This window comes from Paraburkholderia sp. SECH2 (assembly GCF_030464795.1).
In the GTDB taxonomy this organism is placed as follows: Bacteria; Pseudomonadota; Gammaproteobacteria; order Burkholderiales; family Burkholderiaceae; genus Paraburkholderia; species Paraburkholderia aspalathi.
In genome coordinates, this window is the sequence record NZ_JALPRH010000025.1 from 32,012 (window position 1) to 54,169 (window position 22,158).

Sequence of the window (22,158 nt, forward strand, 5' to 3'; positions counted from 1 at the left end):
CATGCCGCATTTGCCAGACGTCACTGGTTTAACGCACATTACGTGCATGATCGTGCATCGGCGCTGCGCCGCTTTGGTGCGCGGCTGCTGAAAAGGTAAGGGAAAGGCGCGCTGATCGATCGACCGGACGGTCGACAGATGCGGCAAACTTCGCAGCAGGCGGTAATCCGGGCAGTACAGCCAGTTCTCGCGGTTTTTCGATCCACGGCATGAAGCTTGCTTTTTGGCGGGCTGCCATCCCTTGTCCAGGAGTCCGGTGTGTCCATTCGCGTCGCGTTGAATCATGTCACACATTACCGCTACGACAGGCTGGTTGCGCTGTCGCCCCAGGTCGTGCGTCTCAGGCCTGCGCCGCATTGCCGGACCCCCATCCTGTCTTATTCGATGCGGGTCGAACCGGCTGAACACTTCATCAACTGGCAGCAGGACGCGTTTGCCAACTATCAGGCGCGCCTCGTCTTCCCCGAGAAGACGCGCGAATTCAAGGTGACCGTGGATCTGGTCGCCGAGATGGCGGTCTACAACCCGTTCGATTTCTTTCTCGAACCGTCGGCGGAACGGTTTCCGTTCGAGTATGCGCCCGGCCTCGCGCTGGAGCTCGCCCCGTACCTCGTCAAGCGGCCGATGACGCCGCGCTTCGCCGAGTTCGTCGCGAGTATTGACCGCAAGCCGATGGTCACCGCCGACTTCCTCGTCGGACTGAATCAGCGGCTGCAACGCGAGATCCGCTACCTGATCCGCATGGAGCCCGGCGTGCAGACGCCCGAGGAAACGCTGGTCAGCGCCGCGGGTTCGTGCCGCGATTCGGGCTGGCTGCTGGTCGAGACGCTCCGGCAACTGGGGCTGGCGGCGCGCTTTGTCTCCGGCTACCTGCTGCAACTTGCCCCCGACGTCAAATCCATCGACGGCCCGAGCGGCACCGAAGTCGACTTCACCGACCTGCACGCATGGTGCGAGGTCTACCTGCCGGGCGCGGGCTGGATCGGCCTCGACCCGACCTCCGGCCTGCTGGCCGGGGAGGGCCATATTCCGGTCGCCTGCACGCCCGAACCCGGCAGCGCGGCGCCGATCTCCGGCGCGGTCGACGAGTCCGAAGTCGAGTTCGAGCACACCATGTCGATCGAACGGGTCCTGGAGACGCCGCGCGTCACCAAGCCCTTCACCGAAGAAGTGTGGAGCGACGTCGTTAAAATGGGCGAGCAGGTCGACCAGCGCCTGACCGAGATGGACGTGCGCCTGACGATGGGCGGCGAGCCGACCTTCGTGTCGGTGCGCGATCGCGACGCCGCCGAATGGAACACCGACGCCCTCGGCCCCACTAAGCGCGGCTACGCGGTCGCGCTGATGGACAAGCTGCGCTCGCGCTACGGCGCAAACGGCTTTCTGCATATCGGCCAGGGCAAGTGGTATCCGGGCGAACAGTTGCCGCGCTGGGCGATGTCGCTCTACTGGCGCGCCGATGGCGAGCCGTGCTGGCAAGACCCCACGCTCTTCGCCGACGAACGCGAGCCGGGCACCTACACGGCTGCAGACGCCCAGCGTTTCCTCGCTCATCTGGCGACCAAGCTAGCGCTCGACACGGACTGCATCCAGCCCGGCTTCGAAGACGTCTGGTACTACCTGTGGCGCGAGCGCCGTCTGCCGGTCAACGTCGATCCGCTCGACGCGCGTCTGGATGACGAGCTGGAGCGTGTGCGCCTGCGGCGTGTGTTCGACGCGGGCCTGGGCGGCGCGACCGGTTTTGTCCTGCCGCTCGCACGCGAACGCGACGTGCCGAACGAGCCGCCGAAGTGGGTCAGCGGCCGCTGGTTCTTCCGCGACGAACGTATGTTCCTGATTCCCGGCGATTCGCCGATGGGTTATCGCTTGCCGCTCGATTCGCTGCCCTGGGTGTCGAAGACCGACTATCCGTATCAGCACGCGCACGATCCGTTTGCGCCACCGGTGCCGTTGCGTCCGGCCGCGCAATTGCGCATGCAATACGACGGCGAACAGCGCACCTTGAGCGCCGCCGATGCGCGGCGTGCAGCGGCGTTGTCGTCGTCAGCGGCGGATTTGTTGAGCGGCATGGCGGGCAGCGGCGTGGTGGCCTTTGCGCCTCAGTCAGGCGACCAGCAGCCGCCGGAGCGTGGGCAGTCGTCGAAGGAAACGCTGCGTACGGCGATCTGCGTCGAAGCACGCGACCCGAAACGGGCCGCTGGTCCAAAGGCGGAAACCGAAGCGTTCGGCAGCGGCCGCTCGCTGCTGCATGTGTTCATGCCGCCGCTCACCGAACTGGACGACTATCTCGACCTGCTCGCGGCGATCGAAGCGACGGCCGCCGAATTGCAGATGCAGGTGGTGCTCGAAGGCTATCCGCCGCCGCGCGATGCGCGCCTGAAGGTCCTGCAGGTGACGCCGGACCCGGGTGTGATCGAGGTGAACATTCATCCGGCTTCGAGCTGGGAGCAACTGGTCGACAACACGGAGTACCTGTATCAGTCCGCGGCCGAGAGCTATCTGAGCAGCGAGAAGTTCATGACCGACGGCCGGCATACGGGGACCGGCGGGGGCAATCACTTCGTGCTCGGCGGCGCGACGCCTGCCGATAGTCCGTTCCTGCGCCGTCCGGATCTGCTGGCCAGCCTGATCGCGTATTGGCACAACCATCCGTCGCTGTCGTATCTGTTTTCCGGGCTCTTTATCGGGCCGACGAGCCAGGCGCCGCGCGTCGACGAGGCACGCAACGACCAGGTGTACGAGTTGGAGGTGGCGTTCCGCGAGCTGCAGCGGCAGATCGATCTGCTCGGCGGACGCGACAGCGCGAACCTGCCGGCGTGGATGATCGACCGCTCGTTGCGCAACATCCTGATCGATGTGACGGGCAATACGCACCGCGCCGAGTTCTGCATCGACAAGCTCTATTCGCCCGATGGTCCGACCGGCCGCCTCGGTCTGCTGGAATTGCGCGGCTTCGAAATGCCGCCGCATGCGCGTATGAGTCTCGTGCAGCAGTTGCTGCTGCGCGCGCTGGTGGCGCGCTTCTGGCACACGCCGTACACGCAGCGGCTGACGCGCTGGGGCACGGAACTGCATGACCGCTTCCTGCTCGGCACCTTCGCGAAGATGGATTTCGACGACGTGCTCGGCGAACTCAACCAGGCGGGCTTCGCCTTCGAGAGCAGCTGGTTCGCGCCGCACTTCGAATTCCGCTTCCCGCTGGTCGGCGAGACCACGGTGAACGGCGTCTCGCTGACGATCCGCAACGCGCTCGAACCGTGGCACGTGATGGGCGAGGAGGGCTCGCCGGGCGGCACGGTGCGTTACGTGGATTCGTCCGTGGAAAGGCTCGAAGTGCGCGCGCTCGGTTTGAACGACAACCGCCATGTGGTGACGGTCAACGGCGTGCCGGTGCCGCTTCAGCCGACGGGCCGCGTCAGCGAATATGTGGCCGGCGTGCGCTTTCGCGCCTGGGCGCAACCGTCGGCGCTGCATCCGACCATCGGTGTGGATGCGCCGCTCACTTTCGACCTGGTCGATACATGGACTGGCCGCTCGGTCGGCGGATGCCAGTATCATGTCGCACATCCGGGCGGGCGCAACTATCAGACCTTCCCGGTCAACGCCTACGAGGCCGAAAGCCGGCGGCGCGCACGCTTCTTCGCATCCGGTCATACGCCGGGGCCGCTTACGGTCGGTGTACCGCAGCGCAGCCTCGAGTTTCCGTTTACGTTGGACCTGCGCTACTGGTAACCTGGTAGACTGAAGCGGCAGCATACTTTTAAGAACGACACGACCTTGGCCTTTCAATCGACTTTTCCTTTCGAAACGTCCGCGGCACGCGCGGACGCTTCGTCCTTATTACGGCTGTTGCCGGCCTACGAAGGACATTGGGACGAGTTACGCGATGCCTCGGGCGTGTTGCGCGAGCCGTGGCGGCAATTCTTCGAGCGGCTCGGCGAAGACGGCATCGCGCGATTGGAAGATCACCGCGCCTCGGTCGCGCAGCAGATCCGCGACAACGACATCAGCTACAACGTCTACGCGGATAACGGCGAGCCGCGACCGTGGGCGCTTGACCTGCTGCCGTTCCTGATCAGCGAGGCCGAGTGGGCGCATATCGAGCGCGGCGTGACGCAGCGCGCGCATCTGCTCAATGCCATCGTCGCTGATATTTACGGGCCGCAGACCTTGCTCGAGCGTGGGCAGTTGCCGCCTGCGCTGGTGTTCGGGCATCCGGGTTACCTGCGCTCCGTGAAGGGCTTCACGCCGCCTGGCGGGCAGTATCTGCAGGTGGTCGCCGTCGATCTGGCGCGTACGCCCGCCGGCAATTGGACCGTCATGGCGCATCGCACCGAGGCGCCATCCGGTTTGGGGTATGCGCTGGAAAACCGGCTGATCGTGTCGACGCTGTTCGCCGAACCGTTCCGTGCGATGCGCGTGAGCCGCCTCGCGCCGACCTATTCACAGCTGATCGCGACGCTCGCGCAGGCCGCCCAGGCCACCATGTCGCCCGACAGTTCGGGCGCCGATGGTTTGCCCCATATCGCGCTGCTCACACCTGGACCGTTTAGCGAAACCTACTTCGAGCACGTGTTTCTCGCGCGCTATCTCGGCGTGACGCTGGTCGAAGGCAAAGACCTGACCGTGCGTGACGACATGCTGTATCTGAAGACGCTCGCCGGTCTCGAGCGCGTGCACGTCGTGCTGCGCCGTCTGGACGATGCGTTCTGCGATCCGGTCGAACTGCGCGCAGATTCGAGCATCGGCGTGCCGGGCCTGTTGCAGGTGATGCGCGCGGGCAATGTGATCGTCTCGAACGTGCCGGGTTCGGGCTTTGTCGAATCGCCTGCCTTGCATGGCTTTCTGCCGGGCATCGCCGAAGTTTTACTCGACGAAGACCTCGTGCTGCCGAGCGTGGCCACCTGGTGGTGCGGCGAAAAGGCGGCCCGCGTCCACGCATTCGGGCGTCTGGAGGAAGCGTTCATCGTACCGACGTGGCCCGTCGCGGCACGCGATGCGCCACCGGGAATCGAGCAGGGCAGGCAACGGCTGTCGACATGGCGCGAGCGCATCGAAGCGATGCCGGACACCTATACGATCCAGCAGGCACAGCGCTTTTCCTGCACGCCGCGTTACGAAGACGGCACCATCGGCCGCCGCCCGTCGGTCCTGCGTGTCTATGCGATTGCCGACGTGAACGGTGGTTGGCACGTGATGCCAGGCGGCTTCACGCGGATGGCCGCCGAGCGCCAGGCGACGGTGTCGATGCAGTACGGCGGCAGTAGCGTCGACACGTGGGTGCTGTCGAGCCAGCCGACGTCGACCTTCACGCTGCTGCCTTCGCCGATGCAACCCGCCGACCTCGCGCGCAAGCATCGCACCGTGTCGAGCCGGGCGGCGGAAAACCTGTTCTGGGCCGGACGCTATGGCGAACGTGCCGAAAACAACGTGCGGCTGTTGCGCCTGATTCTTGGTTCGCTGGAAGGCAACGACGCCGACGCGATGTTCCCCACGCTGGTCGAGCTCGCCACGCATTGCGGTCTCGTGCAATCCGGCGACATGTTTGCGCCGAACTCGCCGCAAGTGTTCGAACGCGCGTTGGTCGCGAATCTGAGCGAGAGCACCGGCCCCACTAGCATTGGCCAGAACCTCGCATGGCAAGCACGTTCGAACGGCGAGGTGCGTGGGCGTTTATCGAACGACCACTGGCGCACGATTCTCGCGGCGCGCAACGATTTCCGCGATGCATTGCAGACCTTGATGCCGGCTGCGGTGGGCAATGGCAACGGCAATGGCGGCGGTAGTGGTTCAGCGCCGGGCGGCGCGAATGGTAACGGTCGCGCTGAGCGCAGCGAACGCTACGATCGTTATGACCGCGTGACGCTGATGAACGCGCTTGAACGTTTGTCGGTGCAGCTATCGGCGATCAGCGGTGCGCAAGGCGACCGCATGACACGCGACGAAGCGTGGCGTCTGCTATTCGTGGGGCGGCACATCGAACGCGTGTCGGCGATGACGTCGTTTTTGCGGGTGGTCGCCGATAAGGGCCAACTCTCCACACCAGCCGGATTCGATCTGTTGCTGCAATTGTTCGACAGCACGCTGACCTACCGCTCGCTGTATCCGGGCCGTTTCGAAGTGCCCGCCTTGCTCGATCTGCTGGTGATCGAGCCCACTAATCCGCGCGGCGTCTATGGCGTCTATGAGCGCCTGCGCAAGAAGCTCGATGAGATCGCCGTGGCGGCAGGCAGCATGCGGCATCGTCCGTTTGCGGAATTGATGCCGCCCGCCGCTTCCTTGCCCGCGCTCGAATCGGTGTGCGCCATCGACGAAAACGATTCATACGCCGACCTGATTGCGGTGTGCGATCAGATTGGCGGCTACGTCGGCGCGGCGGCGCATGAGATCAGCGCGCGCTATTTCAGTCATGCCAGTACGGTGGCTTCGCAGGTGTGGTCATGAAGAACGCGCCGACAGTCTTGTCCGTCTCCCATCGCACGACCTACCACTACTCCACGTATGTGGAGACCGCCCAGCATCTCGCGACGATCCGGCCGATCGCCTGTGCGTGGCAGCGCGTGGTCTCGCACAGCGAAAAGATCGAACCGGAGCCGTCGTATCAAACCAGCCGGATGGACGCATTCGGCAACGACGTCCTGTACTTCGCGCTGGACGCCCCGCACGAGCGCTTGCAACTCGTCAGCGAAACCACGGTGGCGCTCATGCCGCGCTGGACCGACCTCGACCCCGAGGAAACGCCGGAATGGGAGTGCGTCGCGGACGAGTTGCGGTTTTGGGTGGGCGGCGAGTTCCGGCCTGAGGTGGAGTTCTGCTTTGCATCGCCGAACATCGTGCCGCGGCCGTCGTTGCGCGCTTATGCCCTGCCGAGTTTTCCGCCCGGCATGCCGATTGTGGCGGGGGCGATCGATCTGATGCACCGGATTCACAAGGACTTCGCGTACAAACCTTCGGCGACGATGTTCGACACGCCTGCCGAGCGCGCCTTCGAATTGAAGAGCGGGGTATGCCAGGACTTCGCGCAGGTGATGATCGGTTGTTTGCGCTCGCTAGGTTTGCCGGCGCGCTACGTGAGCGGTTATCTGCGCAACGATCCGCCGCCTGGGCAGCCGCGCTTGATCGGTGCGGATGCCTCGCATGCTTGGGTGTCCGTGTATTGCCCGGAGAGTGGCTGGATCGATCTCGATCCTACCAACGACGTGCTCGCCGATATGGATCATGTGACGCTCGCGATCGGCCGCGATTACAGCGACGTGTCCTTGCTGCGCGGCATGATCCTGGGGGGCGGGGCGCATCGGGTTGAAGTGGGCGTGACGGTGCTCGCGCTCTAAGCGGCTGCTTTTACTCGTTTTACCCCTTCAGCAAGCCACTTTCTGGTTGAACGAATCCGCCATACGTGCCGCACGTCCGCTGCGGCACGCTCTTTTATCCCGCTTTCGGGGAAAACCCTCTCTCTTCATTCCCACTCAGCGGGAATCCAATTTTTGAAATCCGAGAATGTTCTGGCATTCTGATTCCGTTATTCATTATGGGTAGTTTTCATCGTGAACGCGGAACAGGGTGTGACAGGAGCTGAACGGGTGCTGCTGGTGCTAGCCGCACTCGCCAGTCATGGCAAGGCCATGTCGGTCAAGGATCTGCTCGCTGTCACCGGTCTCGCGCAAAGCACGCTGTACCGGCAAATCGCGTTGCTCAAGCGCTGGGGTTTCGTCGCTGAAAACGCGGGGCACTACGCGCCGGGTCCGATCAGCCTGCAGCTCGCGCTCGGCTTCGACGTGAATTCGCTGCTCGTCGAAGCGAGCCGTACGGAGATGCAGCAACTGGCGCGCGCTTCGCAGGAAAGCATCGGGTTGGTGGTCGCGGTCAAGCATCAGGTGATGTGCCTGGAAATGGTCGACAGCCAGCACTCGTTGCGCTGCTCATTCGAAAAAGGCCGCGCCGTGCCGCTGAAAGCTGGGGCTTCGGCGAAATCGCTGCTGGCGTTCATGGCCGACAAGGCACGCACCGAAGTACTCGACAACCTGTTCGACAACGACCCTGCCGGCCGCGCCGCAATCGAAGCCGAACTCGAACAGATTCGCGCTCAGGGCTACGCCGTCAGCGACAGCGAAGTCGATCCGGGCGTGTGGGGCGTGAGTGCCCCGATATTTCATCGCAGCGGACGCGGCGCCGGAAGCAGCGCCTCGATCACGCTGATGGCGCCGTCCACGCGCGCCATCGGCCGCGAAAGCCAATTCATCGACGGGACGCTACGTACGGCCCGCGCTATTTCCGAGCATATGCAAACCGATTGATCGGGCAGGGCCGCTCGCGGCCGTATTCGATCTGGATACCGAACGAACTGAACTAACCGAACGAACCACAAGGAGCCCTCCCATGAAACTGAATCGACTGTTGTCCCTCGCATGCGTTACGTTTGCGGTGACGTTCGCCGGGTTTTCCGGTGCAGCGTCCGCACAGACGCCGGACGTGCTGAACGTCGCCACGGATGCGACCTTCCCGCCGATGGAGTACACCGACAACGGCGCGCGCACCGGCTTCGACGTCGACATGATGAATGCGCTCGCGAAAGCCATGGGCAAGCGTGTGCAATGGACGGATATCGACTTCAAAGGCCTGATTCCGGGCTTGATCGCACATCGTTTCGACGCGGCGATCTCCGCTATCTACATCACCGATGAGCGCGCGAAAGTGGTCGACTTCACCGATTCGTACTATGCAGGCGGTCTTGTCGCGCTGGTGAAAAGCGATTCGCCGATCAAGTCGGTGACCGACCTGAACGGCAAGAAAGTCTCGGTCCAGGTGGGCACGAAGTCGGTCAACTTCCTGCGCGACAACTACCCGCAGATCAACCGCGTCGAAGTCGAAAAGAATCAGGAAATGTTCGACCTGGTGGGTATTGGCCGTGCTGACGCGGCCGTGACCGGCAAGCCGGCCGCCTATCAGCTGGTGAAGACGCGCGGCGGTTTCCGCGTGCTCGAGAAGCCGCTGACGACCGAAGCCTACGGTATCGCCGTGCGCAAGGACGAACCGCAACTGAAGGCGGCATTCAACACGGCGCTGGCGAAGATCAAGGCCGACGGCACGTACGCGGCGATCGTCAAGAAGTGGTTCGGCGCCACCGCGCAATAACCGGCTGAGCAGACACAATGGAACTCGATTTTTCGCCGGTGATTGCCGGCTGGCCGGACATCATGCACGGCGCGCTGGTGACGGTCGAAGTGACCGCCGCCGCGCTCGCGCTGAGCTGTGTGCTGGGCCTGCTGATCGGTATCGGCCGGCTTACGCCGAAGCGGCGCATCGTCTACGCCTTCTGTACGGCCTACCTCACGTTTTTCCGCGGCACGCCGTTGCTCGTGCAACTTTTCTTGCTGTTCTTCGGCTTGCCGCAATTCGGCATTCTGTTGCCGGCCTTCGTGTGCGGGATGCTTGGGCTTGGCCTGTATTCGGCGGCTTACGTGTCGGAGATTGTGCGCGGTGCGATTCAGTCGGTGGATCGCGGGCAAATGGAAGCGGCACGCTCGATCGGCATGTCGTCCGGTCAGGCCATGCGCGCAATCATTCTGCCGCAGGCGATCGTGCGGATGATCCCGCCGCTCGGCAACGAGTTCATCGCGTTGATCAAGAATTCGGCGCTGGTGTCGCTGCTGACGATCGACGATCTGATGCATGAAGGCCAGAAGATCATCAGCGTGTCGTACCGTTCGCTCGAAGTGTATCTGGCCATCGCGCTGGTGTATCTGGTGTTGACGCAGGTGACGAACTACGCGCTGCATCGTGTGGAGCGCCGCTTGCGTGCAGGAGGGATGGTGCAATGAACACCGCAAAAGTAGATGAACCTATCGTCAGCATTCGTGGGCTGACCAAATCGTTCGGTTCGCATACCGTGCTCAACGGCATCGACTTCGACATTCAACCGCAGCAGGTGGTGGTCGTGATCGGGCCGAGCGGCTCGGGCAAGAGTACGTTCCTGCGTTGCTGCAACGGGCTTGAACAGGCCGAAGGCGGCACGATCGATATCTGCGGGCATCGGCTGGTCGATCATGGTGAGATGCTCAAGGAACGCTCGCTGAATGCGCTGCGCACTGAAGTGGGCATGGTGTTTCAGTCGTTCAATCTGTTTCCGCATCTGTCCGTGCTGCATAACATCACGGTCGGTCCGCGGATGTTGCGCGGCGCCAGCAAGGCCGAAGCCGAAGCGGCTGCAACCGCGTTGCTGGAAAAAGTCGGTCTGGCTCCCAAGGCGCATGTGATGCCGGCGAGCCTGTCGGGTGGTCAGAAGCAGCGCGTTGCCATTGCTCGCGCGTTGGCGATGCAACCGCGCGTGATGTTGTTCGACGAGCCGACTTCCGCACTCGATCCCGAGCTGGTCGGCGAAGTGCTGCAAGTGATGAAGCTGCTCGCGAGCGAAGGCATGACGATGGTCGTCGTCACGCACGAAATGGGTTTCGCGAAGGAAGTCGCCGACGTGGTGGTGGTGATGGACGGTGGCGTGATTGTCGAGGCGGGGCCGCCGGCTGAGATTTTCTCGGCACCGTCGCAGCCGCGCACGCGGGCTTTCCTGCAGGCGGTGTTGTCGCGCGCATGAGAGTTCTGTTCGACGACAAGGTGTGGAGCGGCCGTTCCGATGAGGGTGAACCGGGCGACACCCGGCGCATTTTCAATCAGGTGGTGCCGTTTGGTGGTGCGCGGCGGCATGAGGATGGTTTACGCGCCGCGCCGTCCGTTGAAAGCGATGCGGCTGTGATCGTCGGCTTTGGCTCTGACGAAGGCGTGCGTCGCAATCAGGGGCGTGTTGGCGCGGCGCATGCGCCAAAGGAGTTGCGCCGTGTGCTGGCCGGTCTGCCGGCGAAGACGTCGATGGCGACGCTCGCCGATGCGGGCGATGTGGTGTGCGATGACGGCGATCTCGAAGGCGCGCAGGCGGAACTCGCGAGCCTGGTGAGCGACGTGCTCGCGAGCGGCGGCCGGCCGTTGGTGTTCGGCGGCGGTCACGAGGTTGCGTGGGGGACGTATAGCGGTTTGCGCTTGCATCAGGATCGCGTGGATGGGGCTCGAGCTGAGGCCGTGGCCGCCACAACCCGCAAGCTACTCATCATCAACTTCGACGCCCACTTCGATCTGCGTCAGAAGCGGCCGGCTAATTCAGGCACGCCATTCGATCAGATTGCGAACGACTGCACCGAGCGGGGCGTGCCGTTCAACTACGCCTGCTTCGGCGTCAGCGATCTGGGCAACACCGCTTCGCTGTTCGCGCATGCGGAGGAACTCGGCGTGCGCTACGTGCTCGACGTCGATATGCAGGAACCGCAATTGCCGCAGCGTCTGGACGACCTTCAGCAATTGCTGGATTCGGCGGACGACGTTTACATGACTATCGATCTCGACGTGCTCCCGGCCGCTACCGCGCCGGGTGTATCGGCACCTGCCGCGTTGGGCGTGCCCTTGTCGGTAGTCGAAGCGATGGTGCAGCGTGTGCGGGCATCGGGCAAGCTGCGCGCGGCGGATATTGCGGAGTACAACCCGTCGCTCGATCAGGACAAGCGCACGGCGAGGGCGGCGGCGCGGTTGGCATATCGGTTGCTTTAGCACTCCCTTACTCCGCGAACGCCCCCGGACCGCAAACCGGCCTGTCGAACCGTCCGAGGTACTGTCTGAGCGAAAGCGGCCTTGACATAGTGCGTATGCACATATACACTCCGCAACATGACCCGTCCTCTCTCTTACGACGAATGCAACTGTTTCGCGCTGCGCCAGGCGGCCCGGCACGTCACGCAAATCTACGAGCGCCATCTTGGCGAGGTAGGGCTGACGGCTGCGCAGTTCACGATTCTCGCCAAGCTCGCGCGCACACCGAACCTGCCGATGGTGGACCTCGCAGACGCCATGGTCATGGAGCGCACCACGTTGGTCCGCGCCATGAAACCGTTGCAGCGTGACGGGCTGGTGGTCGCCGAATCGGCGGAGCATGACGGTCGCACGTTTCTGTTCAGTCTCACGGAGAAGGGCGAAACAACCTTCGATCAGGCGGCAATCGCATGGCGTGCCGCACAGGACGAATTCGAGGAAAAATTCGGCCACGCACGTGCCAAGGCGCTGCGCTCCGAGCTCTTCGGCATCACCGGATAAACAAAGCGTATGAGCTCGTTTCGGCGAGCTTTTTTACGCCTGATTATGTGCATACGCACTCACGAAAAGGAAGCGTAGCGATGGACGGGCTTTTCGACGACGACTGCTTTGCGATCCGCCAGGCCGCACGCTATGTGTCGCAGATTTACGATCGTCACCTGGAGAACGTCGGCCTCACCATCACGCAGTTTTCGCTGATGGGGCGCTTAAAGCGCGTGGGTCCGATGACCATGAAGCAACTGACCGAAGCCATGCGCATGCAGCGCACCACGCTGGTTCGCACGATCCAGCCGCTGCGGCGCAACGGGCTGGTGTCGAGCGAGACGCTTGGGGCGGATGCGCGGGCGTTGTCGATCGCACTGACGGCGGCCGGCGAGGAACGTTTGCAAGCCGGGCGCAAGCATTGGTATGCGGCGCAAGCCGAATTCGAAGATCGCTTCGGCGAGCAGCGCGCGGCGGCACTGCGTACTGAGTTGTTCGCCATTACAAAAGACCCCGTTTGAATCTGCCCCGCGTGAAGCGGGTCAAGCCGGCGCAGCACAACGCGCTTTTTTTCAAGCTTAACGAGTGCATACACACATACAGACATCATGTCCACTACACCCTCGACTATTGCTCCGCCCAGCGCGGCGAACGCCGCCAAACCGGCACGGCGCATTCCGTGGATGCTGCTCGCGGTCATCACTGTGCTCGCGGTGCTGGCGCTTGCGGCGTCGTACTGGTTCTTCGTCGGCCGTTTTGTCGAAACGACCGACGACGCGTACGTCGGCGGTGACGTGACCGTGATGTCGCCGAAAGTGAACGGTTTCGTGACGGACGTGCTGGTGCGGGACAACCAGTTCGTCCATGCGAATCAGGTGCTGATCCGGCTTGATGCACGCGATTACGACGCTCGTCTCGCGCAAGCCAGTGCGGAAGTGGAGAGTGCACAGGCGGCTGTTACCGAGTTGCAGGCGAAGAAGTCCCTGCAGCTTGCCACCATCAACGAGCAGGCCGCCGAAGTTCGCGCCTCGGGCGCCGAGCTGACGCGCAGCACCGCCGATCAGGCGCGCTATCGTGAACTCGTGAAGGACGATGCGGTATCGAACCAGGTCGTGGAACGCGCGGATGCCGATCTGACCAAAGCGCATGCCGCGGTCGACCGCAGCAGCGCAGCCCTGATCGCGGCGCAACGGCAGATCGCCGTGCTCGACGCGCAGATCGGTGACGCAGAGGCGCGCATCGCCACCGCGCAGGCGGCGCAGCGGGTCGCGGCATTGAATGTGGAGTACACCACGATCCGGTCGCCGATCGACGGTTACGTCGGCAATCGCACCGCGCGCGTCGGCTTGCTGGCGAACGTTGGCGTGTCGCTGCTGACGGTGGTGCCGTCGAGCGGACTGTGGATCGACGCCAACTTCAAGGAAGATCAGTTGAAGAAGATGCACGTTGGCGACGGTGTCGACGTCGATCTCGATGCATCGAGCAAACGGATTCACGGCGTGGTTGAGAGTCTCGCACCCGCGACCGGCGCGACCTTCAGCGTGCTGCCGGCGGAAAACGCGACCGGCAACTTTACGAAAATCGTGCAACGGGTGCCGGTGCGCGTGCGCCTCGAGGTGCCGAAGGACATGGAGGGCGTATTGCGTCCAGGCCTGTCGGCGACGGTGAAAGTGCATCTCGACGCTGCTCACGGTTAAACGATCATGACTCAGGTCCTTGCCAATCCCGCCGACCTGCCGACACGCACCAAAGTGTTCGCGTTCGTGCTGATGTGCCTCGGTTTTTTCATGGCGACACTCGATATCCAGATCGTGGCGTCTTCGCTCAAGGATATCGGCGGCGGCTTGTCCGCGAGCCAGGATGAGCTCTCGTGGGTGCAGACCGCGTACCTGATCGCGGAGATTCTCGTGATCCCGATGTCCGGCTGGCTCACGCGTGTGTTCTCGACGCGCTGGGTGTTCGCGTTCTCCGCGCTGGGCTTTACGGTCACCAGTATGTTGTGCGGCCTGGCATGGGACATCAACTCGATGATCCTGTTTCGCGGTCTGCAGGGCGCGCTCGGTGCCGCGATGATTCCGACCGTGTTCACGACGGCATTCGTGCTGTTCCCCGGCAAGCAGCGCCTGATTGCGTCCACCACCATCAGCGCGCTCGCCACGCTCGCACCGACGGTCGGTCCGGTGATCGGCGGCTGGATCACATCGCAATGGTCGTGGCACTGGCTGTTCTATCTGAATCTCGTGCCGGGCCTCGCCGTCACGCTGTTGGTGCCGAAGTACGTGCACTTCGACAACGTCGATCTCTCACTGCTGAAAAAGGGCGACTATCTCGGCATCCTGCTGATGTCCGGTTTTCTGGGTTGCCTTGAATACGTCCTGGAAGAAGGGCCACGCAAGAACTGGTTCGGCGACGACGTGATCCTCACGTGTACCTGGGTAGCGGCGATCTGCGGATTCCTGTTCATCGTGCACGCGTTCACCGCAAAAGAGCCGATCGTCGATTTGCGCGCGCTTGCGATCCGCAACTTCGGAATCGGCAGTCTGCTGTCCTTCATCACAGGGATCGGGATTTTCTGCGCGGTATTCCTGACACCGGTGTTCCTGTCGCGAGTGCGCGGCTTCGATTCGTTGCAGATCGGCGTGGCGTTGCTGTCAGTGGGATGTTTTCAACTGGTCGCGATGGTCGCGTATTCGATAGTCGCGCGTTTTGTCGATATGCGCCTGTTGCTGGTGTTCGGCCTGGTGCTGTTCGGCGTCGGCTGTTATCTGTATGTGCCGCTGACCAATCAGTGGGGCTGGCAGGAATTGCTGATCCCGCAGGCGTTGCGCGGCATTGGCCAGCAATTCTGCATTCCGCCCATCGTCACGATGGCGCTTGGTTCATTGCCGATGTCGAGGCTTCGATCCGCCAGCGGGCTCTTCAATCTGATGCGCAATCTCGGCGGCGCGATTGGCATTGCCGTGAGCAGCACCATGCTCAACGATCGTTTGAATCTCCACTACGAGCGGCTCGACGAACATTTGAGCACGGGCCGTCCGGCGATCGAGTCGATCTTGCAGCAGCAAAGTGCGCACTTCGCGGCCGTCGGCGGCGATGCGCTGAATGCGGCCAATGCGGGCCTTGGGGCGTTGCATGGGCTGCTGATGCGCGAAGCGCTCGTGCTCACGTTCTCCGACACGTTCTTTGCGCTGTCGCTCTGTTTCGTCGTCGGTTTGCTGAGCGTGCTGTTCTCGCGCCCGTTTGGCAATACCGCGCCACCGCCCGATGCTCATTGAGGAAATCAGCATGAAACCAATCGTTATGAAAGTACTCGCGAGCGCGGCACTGCTGACTCTGGCGGCATGCGCGGTGCAGCCTGAAACGCACGCGGACCTGCCGCATACGGTTCAGACCGTCGCCCCGACCGCGTGGAATGTCGATGCTCCTCAAGACAGCATCAACGCCAATACATGGTGGACGCAATTTGGCGATGCCGTCATGCATCAACTGGTGGAATCGGTGCTGACGGGCAATCTCGACGTGCAGGCCGCGGTGGAACGCGTCAAGCAGGCGCAGGATCTCGCGAAGCAGAATCGCGCGGCCTTGCTGCCTGAATTGAACGCTAGCGCGACGGCATCGGACTCTCGCCAGAACACGCCACCACCGCTGGGCTATGTGCGTCAGGCCGGCGTCGGCGTGACGGCCAGCTGGCAGCCGGACGTTTTCGGTGGCGAACGTCTCGCTGTTCTCGCAGCCGAAGCGCAAGTGTCGGGTCGGCAGGCCGCCCTGAATCAACTGCGCCTGGCACTCGCGGCGAACACAGCGGCGGCGTACATCGATCTGCGCTGGGCGCAATCGCAATTGCAGATTCTCAGCGACAACGAACAGATCCGCGCCCGTGCGCTGAAACTTACGCAGCAGCGTTTGCATTACGGATTGTCGACGCAACTCGACGTCGCGCGTGCACAGAATCAGTTGGAAGACTTGCAGGCGCAGATCCCGCGCATCCAGTCGACGGTGCAGCATCAACTGAGTCTGATCGCGGTGTATTCGGGGCGCACGCCGGAGAGCGTCGACGGCTTGCTGCTCGCCAATGCACGCGACATTCCAGTGCCCGCGCAAAGCGTGCCGCAAACTCTGCCGTCGGAAGCGCTGTTGCAGCGCCCGGACGTGCGTAATGCCTACGCCACGGTCGAACAGCGCGCGGCGGAAGTGGGCGTGTCCAAAGCGCAGCGCTATCCGCAGTTCAGGCTCAATCTCGCCGATGGTCTGCTGGCCTCGTCGTACCTCGGCTTGCCGACGCTGACCGACAACCTCTTTAGCGCCGCCTTGAACGCAACGAGTCCGATCTTCAACGCCGGCCGCATCACCGCGAATATCGATGCGAGCGAGAGCCGGATGCGCGAGTCGCAACTCGGCCTGCAGCAAACCATGCTGCAGGCGCTCAAGGAAATCGAAGACAACCGCAGTGACCTGGTGAGCGGCGCGGTGCAGGTGCAACGCCTGGGCGGCGCGCTCGATGCCTCGAACCACGCGCTGCGTCTGTCGAGTGAGCTCTACAAGGGTGGTGCGACGGACTTCCTCGATGTGCTCACCGCGCAGGAGGCGTATCTGCGCGATGCCGAATCGTTGAATCAGGCCAAACGCGAGCATGCGCTCGCAGCGGTCGCGCTGTACCGCTCGCTCGGCGGCGGCTGGGATGTCCCCGAAACGGTCACGGCCGCATCGGCGAATTGATGCGCGTGAATGTGACGGTGAAAGTTGTAGTCCAACTGGAGATGAATGATGAGTACGCGTGAAGTAGTGATCTGCAATCCGGTGAGAACGCCGATCGGCGCATTCGGCGGATCGTTGAAAGAAGTACCCGCAACCGAACTCGGCGCGGTCGCGGTGCGTGAAACGCTGCGGCGCAGCGGTCTCGATCCGGCCGCGTTGGCCTCGGTGGTGCTGGGCAACGTGATTCAGGCGGGCAACCGGATGAATCCGGCGCGTCAGGCGTCGATTGGCGGCGGCGTGCCGGTGGCCGTGCCTGCGTTGACGGTCAATCGTGTGTGCGGCTCGGGCGCGCAGGCGATTGCATCCGCGGCCCAGGAAATCTGGCTTGGTCTCGGCGATGCAGCCGTGGCCGGCGGCATGGAAAACATGGACCGCGCACCGTATCTGCTGGACGGCGGTCGCTGGGGCTACCGGATGGGCAACGCGCAAATCCACGACAGCCTGCTGCGCGACGGCCTGAACGACGCGTTCTCCGGCGAGCATTCGGGCTGGCATACCGAAGACCTCGTCGCGCAGTTCGACCTCACGCGCGAAACGCAGGACCGTTGGGCCGCGCGTTCGCAACAGCGTTTTGCCGAAGCACAGGCGCGCGGCGATTTCGACGCTGAACTGGTCGCCGTCGAAATCCCGGGGCGCAAAGGTCCGCAGCAATTCACGAGCGATGAACAGCCGCGCCCGGATACCACGGTTGAAACGCTCGCCAAACTGCGTCCGGCATTCCGTCCGGACGGCACGATTACCGCAGGCAACGCGCCGGGCCTGAACAGCGGCGCAGCAGCCATGCTGGTCGCTGATCGTGGGTTCGCCGAGTCGCGTGGCATCGAGCCGTTTGCGCGGCTGGTGGCGTTTGGCGTCGCGGCCGTCGAACCGGGTATGTTCGGCCTCGGTCCGGTGCCAGCCGTGCAAATGGCCCTGGCCCGTGCGGGCTGGCAACTCAATGACGTTGAACGCTTCGAGATCAATGAAGCGTTCGCTGCCGTGCCGATCGCAGTGGCACGCAGACTCGGCATCGCGGATGAACTGATCAATGTACAGGGCGGCGCGATCGCGCACGGTCATCCGATCGGTGCGACCGGTGCGGTGTTGACGACACGCCTGCTTCATTCGATGCGCCGCGACGGCCTGAAACGCGGCATCGTCACGTTGTGTATCGGCGGCGGGCAGGGGATTGCGCTGGCATTGGAAGTGATTTGAGATCGGTGGCTGCGGCGCGTCGCGATGGCGGTGTCACGAACCGCGATCGCGCCGTGGCCGTTTTGATGCCGTTTAGATGCAACGTGCATCAATCGCCCAGTGCCGTGCAGCAAACAGTCGTTACGCGATGTTGAAAGTTTTTTCTCCAGCATCAGTTTCGTTTAGCATCATTGCCACTTTCACAAGAACACCAAGAGACATGGCACTGATCGCTCGAAACATCCTCGGTATTGCCGTACTGCTACTCATCGCTTTTATCTTTTCAACCAACCGGCGCGCCATCCGCTTACGGACTGTAATCGCGGCGCTGCTTGCGCAGATCGGTATCGGCGCTTTCATTCTCTTCGTCCCATTTGGTAAGACGGTCCTGGCTGCCGCTGCGTCCGGCGTCAATCACGTACTCGGCTATGGCAACGCGGGCATCGAGTTCCTGTTCGGCGGCCTCGTGCAGGCGAAGATGTTCCAGGTCTTCGGCGACGGCGGCTTCGTTTTCGCCGTGCGGGTGTTGCCGGCCATCATCTTCGTGACCGCGCTCATTTCCGTGCTGTACTACCTCGGCGTGATGCGCTGGATCGTGATCGTGCTCGGCACGATATTCCAGAAACTGCTCGGCGTATCGAAGCTCGAATCCTTCTCAGCCGTTACAACGATCTTCCTTGGCCAAAGCGAAATGCCTGCGGTGGTCAAACCGTTCACGCGCGATATGACCGGTGCCGAACTGTTCGCGGTGATGTCGAGTGGCATGGCGGCGGTTGCCGGTTCGGTGCTGGCGGGTTATGCGGGCCTTGGCGTGCGGGTTGAATATTTGCTCGCCGCGTCGTTCATGGCGGTGCCTGGCGGCTTGCTGTTCGCCAAGATCATTCACCCGACCACCGAGCCGAGCCGTGTACATCTCGAGGACCTCAGCTTCGATGAAAAACGCCCCGCAAATGTGATTGAAGCCGCGAGTTCCGGCGCGACCGTGGGCCTGAAAATCGCCGTGATGGTAGGCGCGATGCTGATCGCGTTCGTCAGCCTGATCGCATTGCTCAACGGCATTGTGGGCGGCATAGGGGGTTGGTTCGGCCATCCGCAACTGTCGATGCAATCGGTGCTCGGCACGGTATTCGCGCCGCTCGCGTATCTGATTGGTGTGCCGTGGAGCGAAGCCGCAATCGCCGGCAATTTCCTCGGGCAGAAGATCATTCTCAATGAATTCGTCGCATATGCGTCGCTGTCGCCGTATCTGAAAGATGCCGCAAGCGTAAGCGCCGCCGGCCTGCAGGCCCTCGACCCGCGAACCCTTGCTATTCTGTCGTTTGCGTTGTGCGGCTTCGCGAACTTTGCGTCGATCGCGGTGCTGACGGGCGGCTTTAGCGCCGTCGCGCCGGAACGCCGCGCCGAAGTCGCACGCTACGGCCTGCGTGTCGTGCTCGCCGCGACGCTCTCGAACCTGATGAGCGCTACGATTGCGGGCATGTTCCTGACGCTGAATTGAATCGAATTGAGGATCGTTGCATGAACATGGAACAACTGCTGGAACGCGCGGGTGTCGCGCGAGAGAAGGCCTATGCGCCTTATTCGAAGTTCAAGGTCGGCGCTGCGCTCCTGACCAAAGACGGCACCGTATTCGACGGCTGCAATGTCGAGAACGCCTCGTACGGATTGTGCAATTGCGCTGAACGTACGGCGTTTTTCAGCGCGATCGCAGCGGGCTATCAGCGCGACCAGTTCGCCGCGCTCGCCGTGATCGGCGATACGGATGGACCGATTGCTCCATGTGGCGCGTGCCGCCAGGTGATCATCGAACTGGGCGGCCCCGAATTGCCGATCCGGCTCGGCAATCTGCATGGCGCCACCCGCGACACCACTGCGCGTGAACAATTGCCGGACGCGTTTTATCTATGAGTAAGCACAAGGTTATCTACGACACCGATCCCGGTGTGGACGATGCGATGGCGCTCGTTTTTCAGGCGCTTCATCCGGACATCGAATTGCTGGGTCTGACAAGCGTATTCGGCAACGCCACGATCGAAACCACTACGCGCAATGCGCGGTTCCTGGCTGGGCGGTTCGCGCCGGGCGTGCCGGTTGCGCAGGGTGCCGCGGCACCGCTCAAGCGTGCGGCACCCGAACCGCTCGCCTGGATTCACGGCGACAACGGGCTTGGCAACATCGCGATCGAAACCGATGCTGAAGCAGCGCTCGACGCGCGCCCCGCATACCGCTTCATTATCGACACGGTGCGCGCTCATCCCGGCGAAGTCACGTTGATCGCGGTGGGCCCGCTCACGAACCTGGCATTGGCGCTGGCCGACGATCCGCAGATCGCGCCGCTCGTCAAACAGGTGGTCATCATGGGCGGCGCGTTCGGCACGGACGGCGTGCTCGGCAACGTGACGCCGGCGGCAGAAGCTAACATCCTCGGCGACCCCGATGCTGCCGACATCGTGTTCGGCGCACCGTGGCCGGTTGTGGTCGTCGGGCTCGACGTTACGCAGCGCACCATCATGAGCCGGGATTATCTGGCGTCGCTGCGCGAGCGCGGCGGTGCAGCAGGGCAGTTCGTGTGGGACGTGTCGCGGCACTACGAAGCCTTTCATGAGCAAAGCGCGCAACTTGAAGGCATTTACGTGCACGACTCGTCGGCAGTCACTTATGTGCTGGCGCCGCATCTTTATACGACTCGCAGTGGTCCCGTACGGGTGCTGACGGACGGTATTGCCGTGGGCCAAACCATCCAGAAGCCTTCCACGATGCCGGTGCCCGCGCCGGACTGGGACAGTCGGCCCGACAGCACGGTCTGCCTGGGCGTGGATGTGCCCGGGATGCTCGCGCTTTACGAGCGCACTATCTGCGGTACGTTGTAGGGCGATCTTGCGAAGCTGCCGCCGTTTGGTAGGGGCGTCGCCTCTTCAAGTGCCGCTCTTCACGTAACCCGGCGCGAGCAAACGCCTGGCGGCGCGGCGATTGATCTGACGTAAGGAATAAAGCGGAAACATCGAAGCCGCTGTGCAATGCAGCAAACCGGCCCGCCATTGTGGCCGATGCATATCGTCAATCTTTGCTACATTTCTGCAGACGTGCTGCGCAGGCGGTTTTCGAGGCCTTGGCATACCGACCCGGCGCGCGTGACCCAAATCTATCAAGAGGCAAAAGATGCGAATTCTAGTAGTAGGGGCGGGCGCCGTGGGCGGCTACTTCGGCGGACGTCTCGCAGCGGCCGGACAGGACGTGACCTTCCTCGTGCGTCCCGGCCGCGCGGAAAAGCTTGCGCGTGACGGCCTCATCATCAACAGCGCGCGCGGCAATCTCGCCTTGCGCGACGTCAAGACGATACTCGCCGGTGTCGCCGCGGAGCCGTTCGACCTGGTGCTGCTCAGTTGCAAAGCCTACAGTCTCGACGACGCGATTGATTCATTCGCACCGCTGGTCGGCGAATCCACGCTGATTCTGCCGATGCTCAACGGCATGCGCCATATCGACGTGCTCAAGGAAAAGTTCGGTGCGTCACGCGTACTGGGCGGCCAATGCGTCATCGCCGCAACGCTCAGCCCCGAGCAGCACATCATGCATCTGAACGAAACGCACGCGATCACCTTCGGTGAACTGGAAGGCGGCACGTCCGAGCGCGTAGAGGCAATTGCGGACGCGATGGCCGACGCGAATTTCGATGCCGTGGTCAGCGACAACATCTTGCTGCGCATGTGGGAAAAGTGGGTGTTCCTGGCCACACTCGCGGCGAGTACGTGCTTGATGCGCGGTTCGGTCGGCGATATTCTGGCTGCGCCGGATGGCAAGCGCATCATCGAAAACCTGCTCGGCGAGTGCCGTGGCGTCGCGGAGCACACGGGCTTTACGATGGGCCCGGACTTCGACGCTCGAGCTACCCAAACACTCTTTACACCTTCGCCGCTAACAGCTTCGATGTTGCGCGACGTCGAAAATCACTCGCACACCGAGGCGGACCACATTCTTGGCGATCTGATCTCGCGCGGCGGCGATGCGCAGAAGGGCGAGCACGGCCTATCGTTGCTGCGTATCGCCTATAGTCATCTAAAGACGTATGAAGCAAGGCAGGCCCGTACATCCTGAGTGACGGGAACGCGGGCGACGGGG

The 22,158-nt window shown here is 62.9% G+C and carries 18 protein-coding genes; all 18 read left to right on the plus strand.

What is annotated here, in order from left to right; all coding sequences use genetic code 11:
• Positions 1–258 precede the first annotated feature (258 nt).
• The 18 genes from M0D66_RS30275 (at position 259) to panE (ending at position 22,134) form a co-directional block, all read left to right on the plus strand.
• Positions 259–3,732 carry a DUF2126 domain-containing protein gene (locus M0D66_RS30275; protein WP_093634878.1) on the plus strand — a complete coding sequence of 1,158 codons (3,474 nt, stop codon included), beginning with the start codon at positions 259–261 and terminating at the stop codon, positions 3,730–3,732.
• Positions 3,733–3,777: 45 nt separating this feature from the next.
• On the plus strand, positions 3,778–6,444 hold the full coding sequence (locus M0D66_RS30280) for a circularly permuted type 2 ATP-grasp protein (RefSeq protein WP_093634877.1): 2,667 nt from the start codon (positions 3,778–3,780) through the stop codon (positions 6,442–6,444).
• Positions 6,441–7,331 (plus strand): transglutaminase family protein, encoded by an 891-nt coding sequence (locus tag M0D66_RS30285; protein ID WP_093634876.1) that lies wholly within the window; start codon positions 6,441–6,443, stop codon positions 7,329–7,331. The genes M0D66_RS30280 and M0D66_RS30285 overlap by 4 nt, the downstream gene beginning before the upstream one ends.
• Before the next feature lie 213 nt (positions 7,332–7,544).
• The gene (locus tag M0D66_RS30290; RefSeq protein WP_200619279.1) at positions 7,545–8,294 is read left to right on the plus strand and encodes an IclR family transcriptional regulator; all 750 of its coding nucleotides are present in this window, start codon (positions 7,545–7,547) and stop codon (positions 8,292–8,294) included.
• Between the two features lie 82 nt (positions 8,295–8,376).
• Positions 8,377–9,132 carry a transporter substrate-binding domain-containing protein gene (locus M0D66_RS30295; protein ID WP_211707483.1) on the plus strand — a complete coding sequence of 252 codons (756 nt, stop codon included), beginning with the start codon at positions 8,377–8,379 and terminating at the stop codon, positions 9,130–9,132.
• A gap of 17 nt (positions 9,133–9,149) precedes the next feature.
• Complete coding sequence (locus M0D66_RS30300) at positions 9,150–9,818, plus strand: amino acid ABC transporter permease (RefSeq protein ID WP_175048863.1); 669 nt, start codon at positions 9,150–9,152, stop codon at positions 9,816–9,818.
• Positions 9,815–10,588 carry an amino acid ABC transporter ATP-binding protein gene (locus M0D66_RS30305; RefSeq protein WP_244869818.1) on the plus strand — a complete coding sequence of 258 codons (774 nt, stop codon included), beginning with the start codon at positions 9,815–9,817 and terminating at the stop codon, positions 10,586–10,588. The genes M0D66_RS30300 and M0D66_RS30305 overlap by 4 nt, the downstream gene beginning before the upstream one ends.
• Complete coding sequence (gene hutG, locus M0D66_RS30310; protein ID WP_211707484.1) at positions 10,585–11,589, plus strand: formimidoylglutamase; 1,005 nt, start codon at positions 10,585–10,587, stop codon at positions 11,587–11,589. Before M0D66_RS30305 ends, hutG begins: the two co-directional genes overlap by 4 nt.
• A gap of 117 nt (positions 11,590–11,706) precedes the next feature.
• Positions 11,707–12,129, plus strand: coding sequence for a MarR family winged helix-turn-helix transcriptional regulator (locus M0D66_RS30315; RefSeq protein WP_054040360.1), 423 nt, complete (start codon positions 11,707–11,709; stop codon positions 12,127–12,129).
• An 80-nt stretch (positions 12,130–12,209) separates the two neighbouring features.
• Positions 12,210–12,632, plus strand: a complete 423-nt coding sequence (locus M0D66_RS30320) for a MarR family winged helix-turn-helix transcriptional regulator (RefSeq protein ID WP_093634869.1) — start codon at positions 12,210–12,212, stop codon at positions 12,630–12,632.
• Between the two features lie 87 nt (positions 12,633–12,719).
• Positions 12,720–13,808: an HlyD family secretion protein gene (locus M0D66_RS30325; RefSeq protein WP_211707485.1), complete on the plus strand. Its 1,089-nt coding sequence runs from the start codon at positions 12,720–12,722 to the stop codon at positions 13,806–13,808.
• 6 nt (positions 13,809–13,814) lie between these two features.
• Entirely contained in the window at positions 13,815–15,386 is a 1,572-nt protein-coding gene (locus M0D66_RS30330; protein ID WP_211707486.1) for a DHA2 family efflux MFS transporter permease subunit, read from the plus strand.
• Between the two features lie 10 nt (positions 15,387–15,396).
• Positions 15,397–16,827, plus strand: coding sequence for an efflux transporter outer membrane subunit (locus M0D66_RS30335; RefSeq protein WP_211707487.1), 1,431 nt, complete (start codon positions 15,397–15,399; stop codon positions 16,825–16,827).
• A 48-nt stretch (positions 16,828–16,875) separates the two neighbouring features.
• Positions 16,876–18,060 carry a thiolase family protein gene (locus M0D66_RS30340; RefSeq protein WP_200619311.1) on the plus strand — a complete coding sequence of 395 codons (1,185 nt, stop codon included), beginning with the start codon at positions 16,876–16,878 and terminating at the stop codon, positions 18,058–18,060.
• A 199-nt stretch (positions 18,061–18,259) separates the two neighbouring features.
• The gene (locus M0D66_RS30345) at positions 18,260–19,537 is read left to right on the plus strand and encodes a NupC/NupG family nucleoside CNT transporter (RefSeq protein WP_093634865.1); all 1,278 of its coding nucleotides are present in this window, start codon (positions 18,260–18,262) and stop codon (positions 19,535–19,537) included.
• Positions 19,538–19,557: 20 nt separating this feature from the next.
• Positions 19,558–19,947 carry a cytidine deaminase gene (locus M0D66_RS30350; RefSeq protein ID WP_054040364.1) on the plus strand — a complete coding sequence of 130 codons (390 nt, stop codon included), beginning with the start codon at positions 19,558–19,560 and terminating at the stop codon, positions 19,945–19,947.
• Entirely contained in the window at positions 19,944–20,909 is a 966-nt protein-coding gene (locus M0D66_RS30355; RefSeq protein ID WP_200652524.1) for a nucleoside hydrolase, read from the plus strand. Before M0D66_RS30350 ends, M0D66_RS30355 begins: the two co-directional genes overlap by 4 nt.
• Positions 20,910–21,198: 289 nt before the next feature.
• Positions 21,199–22,134, plus strand: a complete 936-nt coding sequence (gene panE / locus M0D66_RS30360; RefSeq protein WP_200652523.1) for a 2-dehydropantoate 2-reductase — start codon at positions 21,199–21,201, stop codon at positions 22,132–22,134.
• Positions 22,135–22,158: the final 24 nt, after the last annotated feature.